The sequence below is a fragment of the Streptomyces sp. Root1304 genome (assembly GCF_001426405.1).
Taxonomy (GTDB): Bacteria; Actinomycetota; Actinomycetes; order Streptomycetales; family Streptomycetaceae; genus Streptomyces.
Genome location: NZ_LMEP01000004.1, coordinates 218,366 through 226,045 on the forward strand (window position 1 = coordinate 218,366; position 7,680 = coordinate 226,045).

Annotated in this window: 6 protein-coding genes and 1 pseudogene; 6 read left to right on the forward strand and 1 reads right to left on the reverse strand. The window is 71.1% G+C overall.

What is annotated here, in order from left to right; genetic code table 11:
* Positions 1-8: 8 nt before the first annotated feature.
* From ASD33_RS08880 to ASD33_RS08900, 5 genes are all read left to right on the forward strand, one after another.
* Positions 9-893 carry a formylglycine-generating enzyme family protein gene (locus tag ASD33_RS08880; protein ID WP_242426879.1) on the forward strand — a complete coding sequence of 295 codons (885 nt, stop codon included), beginning with the start codon at positions 9-11 and terminating at the stop codon, positions 891-893.
* 124 nt (positions 894-1,017) lie between these two features.
* Complete coding sequence (locus ASD33_RS08885) at positions 1,018-2,169, forward strand: Gfo/Idh/MocA family oxidoreductase (RefSeq protein ID WP_056556133.1); 1,152 nt, start codon at positions 1,018-1,020, stop codon at positions 2,167-2,169.
* Positions 2,169-3,314 (forward strand): dihydrodipicolinate synthase family protein, encoded by a 1,146-nt coding sequence (locus ASD33_RS08890; RefSeq protein ID WP_056556137.1) that lies wholly within the window; start codon positions 2,169-2,171, stop codon positions 3,312-3,314. The genes ASD33_RS08885 and ASD33_RS08890 overlap by 1 nt, the downstream gene beginning before the upstream one ends.
* Positions 3,311-4,141, forward strand: a complete 831-nt coding sequence (locus tag ASD33_RS08895; RefSeq protein ID WP_056556140.1) for a sugar phosphate isomerase/epimerase — start codon at positions 3,311-3,313, stop codon at positions 4,139-4,141. Before ASD33_RS08890 ends, ASD33_RS08895 begins: the two co-directional genes overlap by 4 nt.
* Positions 4,138-5,229 (forward strand): glycerate kinase, encoded by a 1,092-nt coding sequence (locus ASD33_RS08900; protein ID WP_056556143.1) that lies wholly within the window; start codon positions 4,138-4,140, stop codon positions 5,227-5,229. The genes ASD33_RS08895 and ASD33_RS08900 overlap by 4 nt, the downstream gene beginning before the upstream one ends.
* A 164-nt stretch (positions 5,230-5,393) precedes the next feature.
* On the opposite strand, the gene ASD33_RS08905 is transcribed toward ASD33_RS08900, so the two are convergent.
* Positions 5,394-7,373 carry a PQQ-binding-like beta-propeller repeat protein gene (locus ASD33_RS08905; RefSeq protein WP_056556146.1) on the reverse strand — a complete coding sequence of 660 codons (1,980 nt, stop codon included), beginning with the start codon at positions 7,371-7,373 and terminating at the stop codon, positions 5,394-5,396.
* A 210-nt stretch (positions 7,374-7,583) separates the two neighbouring features.
* Here ASD33_RS08905 and ASD33_RS34900 point away from each other — a divergent pair.
* Positions 7,584-7,680: pseudogene (locus ASD33_RS34900) on the forward strand (glucosamine-6-phosphate deaminase); the annotation flags it as partial.

Consider the following 7,680-nt stretch of genomic DNA (forward strand, 5'->3'; position numbering starts at 1 on the left):
TGCCTGCGATGGAGCCGAGCGGGGAACGGCTTCCGTCCGGGCGTCCCGGCATGGCGCTGCTGCCCGGCGGTACGTTCCTGATGGGCACCGACGCCGGAGACGGGTACGCCGCCGACGGAGAGGGCCCGGTGCGCGAGATCCGCCTCGCGCCCTTCCTGATCGACACCACGACGGTCACCAACGAGGCGTTCGCCGAGTTCACCGACGCCACCGGGTGGGTGACGCTGGCAGAGCGGTTCGGCACCTCCTTCGTGTTCGCCGGCCTGCTGCCCGACGGTGTAGGGGGCGGCCGCCCCGTACCGGTGACGCCGTGGTGGCGGGAAGTCGCGCACGCCGACTGGCGCCGTCCCGAAGGACCCGGATCGGACATCGCCGACCGCATGGACCACCCGGTGGTCCACGTCACCTGGCGTGACGCCCGCGCCTACGCGAAGTGGGCGGGCAAGCGCCTGCCGACCGAGGCCGAGTGGGAGTACGCGGCCCGCGGCGGTCTGACGCAGGCCCGATACCCATGGGGCGACGAGCGCGAGCCCGGCGGGGAGCACCGGATGAACGTGTGGCAGGGCGAGTTCCCCGCGCGCAACACCGGCGCGGACGGCCACCTCGGCACCGCACCGGCCGACGCGTACGAGCCCAACGGGTACGGCCTGTACAACACCTGCGGCAACGTGTGGGAGTGGTGCTCCGACTGGTTCCACCCCACGTGGCACGCCACCGGCCCCCGGGCCGACCCCGTCGGGCCGCCGAGCGGGGACCGCAAGGTGATGCGGGGCGGCTCCTACCTGTGCCACGAGAGCTACTGCTTCCGCTACCGGGTCGACGCCCGCAGCTCCAACACTCCCGACAGCAGCGCCGGCAACATCGGCTTCCGTTGCGTCGCCGAAACCGGCTGACCTGACACGGGTACCCCGATCCCTACCTCTCACAAGGAGGCGGGGGCAGCCGCATACCGCATAGCAAGCGCTTTCTGCACTCAGTTGCATTTAGCTCCACGCCACACCAGAGGAAGACACGAGCATGAGCCGCAAAGTCGTAGGCATCGTCATGAACGGCGTGACCGGTCGCATGGGCTACCGCCAGCACCTGGTCCGCTCCGTGCTGGCCATCCGCGAACAGGGCGGTCTGCCCCTGGACGACGGAACCGTCATCTGGCCCGAACCGATCCTCGTCGGCCGCAGCGACCGCAAGCTGAAGGAACTGGCCGACCGGCACGGCCTGGAGCACTGGACCACGGAGCTGGACGAGGCCCTGGCCCACCCCCTCGCCGAGATCTACTTCGACGCCCAGGTCACCACGGCTCGGGAGAAGGCGATCCGGACCGCGATCGCGGCCGGCAAGCACATCTACACCGAGAAGCCGACCGCCGAATCCCTCGACGCCGCACTGGAACTGGCCCGGCTGGCACGCGAGGCGGGTGTGTGCAACGGCGCCGTGCAGGACAAGCTGTTCCTGCCCGGCCTGCTGAAGCTCAAGCGGCTCATCGACAGCGGCTTCTTCGGACGGATCCTCTCCGTACGCGGCGAGTTCGGCTACTGGGTCTTCGAAGGCGACTGGCAGACCGCCCAGCGCCCCTCCTGGAACTACCGTGCCGAGGACGGCGGCGGCATGATCCTCGACATGTTCCCGCACTGGCGGTACGTACTCGACGGCCTGTTCGGCGAGGTCCGCTCCGTGTACGCGCACACCGCGACCCACATCCCCGCGCGGGTCGACGAGCAGGGCCGGAGCTACCCGGCGACGGCGGACGACGCCGCCTACGGCGTCTTCGAGCTGGAGGGCGGCATCACCGCCCAGATCAACTCTTCCTGGGCCGTCCGGGTCGACCGCGACGAGCTGGTCGAGTTCCAGGTGGACGGCACTGAGGGCAGCGCCGTCGCGGGCCTGCGCAACTGCCGTGTCCAGCACCGCTCCCTGACGCCGAAGCCGGTGTGGAACCCGGACCTGCCGGTGACCGAGTCGTTCCGCGACCAGTGGCAGCAGGTCCCGGACAACGGCGAGTTCGACAACGGCTTCAAGATCCAGTGGGAGCTCTTCCTCAAGCACGTGGTGACCGGCTCCGCGTACCACTGGGACCTGCTGGAGGGCGCCAAGGGCGTCCAGCTCGCCGAACTCGGCCTGCGCTCCGCCCGCGAGGGCCGCCGTCTCGACGTCCCCGCACTGGAGATCTGATGACACTCGTCCTGCGCCTCCCGGACGGCCCCCACCGTCTCCGCGCCCCCGCCGTCCTCGACGTGCCCGACCGCCCGATCACCTCCCGGGTCGTGTACGCGGCCGCGCATGTGGTCGCCGATCCCCTGGCAGACAACCGCCCGGGAGCCCCTGCGGCCGTCGACTGGGACACCACGCTCGCCTTCCGCCGGCACCTGTGGTCCCTCGGCCTCGGCGTCGCCGACGCCATGGACACCGCCCAGCGCGGCATGGGCCTCGACTGGGTCGCCACCCGTGAACTCATCACCCGGTCCGGAGCGGAGGCCCGCGCCGTGGGCGGACGGCTGGCCTGCGGCGTCGGCACCGACCAGCTCACCGGGCCCCCCTCCCTGCCCGCCGTCATCGACGCGTACCAGGAACAGCTGGCCGTCGTGGAGGAGGCCGGTGCCCGGCCGATCCTGATGGCGAGCCGCGCACTGGCCGCGGTGGCCAAGGGCCCCGAGGACTACCTCCACGTGTACGGCGAGGTCATCGACACCGCTTCGCAGCCGGTGATCCTGCACTGGCTGGGCGAGATGTTCGACCCGGCACTGGCCGGCTACTGGGGCGGCGTGAACCTGGACGACGCGACCGACACGGTGCTCGACCTGATCAGGGAGAACGAGCCCCGCGTCGACGGCATCAAGGTGTCCCTCCTCGATGCCGACCGGGAGATCGCGCTACGGCGCGCGCTGCCGGAGGGCGTACGCCTGTACACGGGCGACGACTTCAACTATCCCGATCTGATCCGCGGGGACGAGGTAGGTCACAGTGACGCGCTGCTGGGCGTCTTCGACCCCATCGCGGCCGTTGCGGCGGTCGCGCTGCGCGCACTGGACGCGGGTGACACCGACCGGTACGACGCCCTGATGGAGCCCACCCTGCCGCTGGCCCGGCACCTGTTCGCCGCGCCGACGTACCACTACAAGACCGGAGTGGTCTTCCTCGCCTGGCTGGCCGGACACCAGAGTCACTTCACCATGGTGGCCGGTGCGCAGAGCGGTCGTTCCGTCTCGCATCTGACCGAGCTGTTCCGGCTCGCCGACGCGGCCGGCGTCCTTCCCGACCCGGAGCTCGCCGCCCAGCGGATGCGGCAGTTCCTCCACATCGCGGGGGTGGACGCGTGAGCGGGCTGGAGCGCCTGTCGCTGAACCAGATCACCACCAAGCGGTGGAGCCTTCCCGAAGCCGTCCGGGGGTGCGTGGACGCTGGTATCCCGGCGATCGGCCTGTGGCGGGACAAAGTCGCCGAAGCAGGGCTGTCGGAGGCGGTGAGGCTGGTCCGCGACGCCGGCCTCGCCGTCAGCAGCCTGTGCCGCGGCGGCTTCCTCACCGTCGACGGGCCCGAGGCGTACCGGGCGGCGCTGGTGGAGAACTTCCGTGCTCTGGAAGAGGCCGCCGAACTCGGCACCGACACGCTCGTCATGGTCGTCGGCGGCCTGCCCGAGGGATCACGCGACCTGGCCGGCGCCCGGACACGGGTCGCCGACCTGATCGCCGAACTCGCCCCGCACGCGGGTGACGCCGGGGTCCGTATGGCGATCGAACCCCTGCACCCCATGTTCTGCGCGGACCGGGCGGTCGTCTCCACCCTGGGCCAGGCGCTGGACCTCGCCGAGCAGCACCCCGTGGAGCAGGTGGGCGTTGTCGTCGACAGCTACCACGTCTGGTGGGACCCGGACCTGCCGCGCCAGATCGCGCGCGCCGGACAGCGGATCGCCTCGTACCAGGTCTGCGACTGGACCCTGCCGCTGCCCGCCGACGCCCTGCTCGGCAGGGGCCACGTCGGCGACGGCCGCATCGACTTCCGCACGCTGACCGACCAGGTCGCCGCCGCCGGCTACACCGGCTGGATCGAGGTCGAGATCTTCAACGAGCACATCTGGGACACCCCGGGTGAGCAGACCCTCAAGACCGTGGTCGAACGCCACCTGGCCCATGTGGCCGGCCCATGAGGGTCGTCATAGCACCCGATTCGTTCAAGGGGACCGCGACGGCGGCGCAGGCAGCACGCGCCCTGGCCGACGGCTGGCGCTCCGTCCGGCCGCACGACGACCTGGTTCTGCTGCCCATGGCGGACGGCGGCGAGGGCACCCTCGAAGCCGTCGCGTCGGCCACGCCGGGTACGGAGATGCGCATGGTGCCGGGCTGCACCGGGCCCGACGGCCGTAGCGTCGAGGGGGCGTACGCGATGCTCCCCGACGGTACGGCACTGGTCGAACTCGCCATCGCCAGCGGCCTTCCGCTGCTGGAAGGCCGACTCGCCCCGCTCACGGCCACGACACGCGGCACCGGTGAGACGATCGCGCGTGCCCTGGACGACGGCGCCCGACGCCTCGTGGTGGCCCTGGGAGGCTCGGCCTCCACGGACGGCGGCGCCGGACTCCTGAGTGCGCTGGGCCTGAGGCTGCTCGACGCCGACGGCCGTCTCCTCCCGGACGGCGGCGGCATCCTCGTCCAGGCCGCCACGGCCGACCTGACGGCCCTTCGTCCGCCGCCGCCCGGCGGGGTTCTCCTGCTGAGCGACGTGACGAACCCGCTGCGGGGGCCGGAGGGCGCGGCGGCCGTCTACGGCCCGCAGAAGGGCGCGGGACCGGGGGAAGTCGCCCATCTGGACCGTGGGCTCGCCCGCCTGGCCACGCTGCTCGGCGGGGATCCAGAAGCCCCCGGCGCCGGGGCGGCCGGCGGCACGGCCTATGGCCTCGCGGCCGCCTGGGACGCCCGGCTGGTGCCCGGGTCGGCAGCCATCGCCGACCTGCTCGCCCTCGACCGCGAACTCGCCGCCGCCGACCTGCTGATCACGGGTGAGGGATGCTTCGACCGGACCAGCGCCCTGGGCAAGGCCGTCGGCGAGTCATTGCACCGGGCCCACAGGGCGGGCACGTCCGCTGCGGTAGTGGCAGGGCGGGTTGCCGCGGCCGACGGCAGGGCACACACATTGCTCTCCCTGACCGCACTCGCTGGCGACGACGCCTCGGCCCGCGCCCACGCCCCGCACTGGCTTCGGCGAGCCGGAGCGACCCTCGCGGCAGAGGCGTTCTAGTGGCTTGTCACGCGCACTTGGCCGGGTAGCCGCCCTGCTGCTCGCGGGCCGGCGGACCGTCTCGAAGAAGGGATCCTTCGGCACCTGTCGCAACAGGTGCCGAAGGACGGACTTCGGGAAGCTGTGCAGCGTGCCGCTCGCCGCGAGGAGCGCCGAGACGTGGGTCAGCGGTCCTGGAGTTCGATGCGGACCAGGTTGCGGCCGCGGATCGCGTAGAACCGGCCCACCTCGTCGACCGTCGCGCGCGGGATGCCGTACCACTCGCCGTTCAGGGTGGCGAGGTCGGTGCGCTCGAAGGTCCGCGGGTCGAGCCGGAAGAAGGCCTTGCTGGAAGCGCAGAACACCTGCCCACGGCTCACCAGAAGCGTGCCGTAGTTGGGTACCACCGGCCCGTGGTTGGCGGTGTGGACCACCTGTCGCGTCGTCAGGTCGACCACGAAGAAGTCGCCCCGGTGGCACATGACGTACAGGTGACGGCCCAGCACCGCGAGGCCGGTGACGCCGGTCGGCCTGGTCTGCGGAGTCATCCGCCACAGCTCGCGGTGGGACGAGGGATCCCACGCCACCACGGTCCCGCCGCTGTTGCCGACGTTCTGCCCGCCGAGGAAGGCGATGCCGTCATGCACCGCGACGGTCCGCACCATCTGGGTCTTGTCGATCGGGTTGACGGCGACCGTCGTCTCGGAGGTCCTCGGGTCGAACGTCATCAGCGAGCCGCCGCCGAGGGTGTCGGACTGGAGGCCGATCAGCGCCACCTGGTTCCTGTCGTCCCAGACGATCTGGTGCGGCCGGTTCTGGCCGGGAGGCAGGAGGGCCTGCTTGCGGGTCCATTCGCCGTCGACCCGCGGGTCGTGGGCCAGGATGCCGATGCCGTTGTACTGCGCGAAGTAGGCCACGCGCTCGTGGATGAGGATGTCCTTGGCCTCGCTCGGTGCGAGGATCCGGGTCTTCGTGCCGTCGCGGAGGTCGTGGCGCATCACCGCGTTGGTGCCGCCCACGTAGACGCCGTCGGCTCCGGCGGCGACCGACATCGCCAGTTGGGGGTCGGCCGGCGCGCCTCCGGCCACCAGGTCGTAGGTCGTGGCCTGACCGGTGGCGGGGTCCACCTGGTAGACGAGGCCGAACGCCGAGACGGCCATCACCGACCCGTCCCGTTCCCACAGCCCCCAGATCTCGCCGAACTCGCCCTCCTGGAGCTCGATCCCACGGAAGACCCCGGTGCTCGGCGTGAGCTCCACCAGCGTGCCGCCGTTGAAGTACACCTTGTCCTCGCCCACGAAGACCGGCAATCGCAGGAACTTGCCGCCGTGACGCAGTAGCCGGTACCGGTTCGGATCGGCGAGGTCGATGATCGCGACCGCGGCTCCGTCCGCGGGGCTGGCACAGACGTAGAGCGTGTCGCCCTTGAGGGCGATGTCGCGCACCTCGACGGCATCGGCGAACTCAGGGGGCAGCAGGGACGTGTACTCGCCGGTGGCGCGATCCATGACGAACAGCCCCGCCCTGGTGCTGGTCGGGGTCGCGCCGAGGGACGCACCGGTGCCGATGTAGAGGTGGTGTTCGGTCGCCACCAGGCAGCGGATCATCGGCACGTGGGGGTCCGGTCCGGTGATCTCCGTCAGAGTGTCGGACGCCGGGTCGTACATCCGGAGCCGTGGAGCGGTCTCCTGACCACCGAAGAACAGCACACCGTCGGGCGCCATCGCGATCGCGTAGGGCCTCAGGCCGCCCAGCTTCGCCAGGTCCTCCTTCGGGGCGTCCGGCTGCGACAGGTCGAGCCGGATGAACCCGGGCGCGGTGCCTCCGCGTTCGTCGATCGCCGAGTAGAGGTAGCGGCCGTCGGGGTCGGCGGCCAGCAGCTGGGTGCTGATCCCGGGCCCTGGCGTGATGCTCGTGACCTTCTGCGTGGCGAGGTCGTAGCCCACGATGCGCATGGGGTCGATGTTGCGCGAGGCGACGTACACCCGATCGCCGACGGGGATGCCGGCGGCCAGCGAGAAGTTGTTCACCGCCGGGCCCAGTTCGGTGATCCGGACACGGGGCGTGCCGGCGGCGGCCGTGTCGGGGGCGAACGCCGCGGCGAGGCCGGCGACCGCTCCCCACTGCAGGACGCGGCGACGATCGATCGAGGGCGAAGGGGTCATGAGTACCACCTGGTGTCGGTGTCTGCTGATGTCGGACCGTCGTGGGGAAGCGCGCCGACCGTGGTCGACGGCCTGATCGCTGCCGGTCAACGTAGGAGCCCGAAAACGTTCTGTCAATGACCGAATAAAGTGGTCGAGCCAGGTTTCCCGAGCGGGCCGATCTCGATACGGTGGTCTAGTCCACCCTCCTTCAGAAACGGTAGGCCATACGTGGAAGTTGTCATCGTCAAGGACGCCAAGGCGGGCGGCGAGCTCATCGCGGACGGCATCGCCGGCCTCCTGCGCCGCAAGCCCGACGCGCTGCTCG

Excerpts from the sequence above, each read along its gene's own strand:
- ASD33_RS08890 (WP_056556137.1), top strand. The coding sequence starts at position 2,169 with ATGACACTCGTCCTGCGCCTCCCGGACGGCCCCCACCGTCTCCGCGCC.
- ASD33_RS08905 (WP_056556146.1), bottom strand. The coding sequence starts at position 7,373 with ATGACCCCTTCGCCCTCGATCGATCGTCGCCGCGTCCTGCAGTGGGGA.
- ASD33_RS08880 (WP_242426879.1), top strand. The coding sequence starts at position 9 with ATGGAGCCGAGCGGGGAACGGCTTCCGTCCGGGCGTCCCGGCATGGCG.
- ASD33_RS08885 (WP_056556133.1), top strand. The coding sequence starts at position 1,018 with ATGAGCCGCAAAGTCGTAGGCATCGTCATGAACGGCGTGACCGGTCGC.
- ASD33_RS08900 (WP_056556143.1), top strand. The coding sequence starts at position 4,138 with ATGAGGGTCGTCATAGCACCCGATTCGTTCAAGGGGACCGCGACGGCG.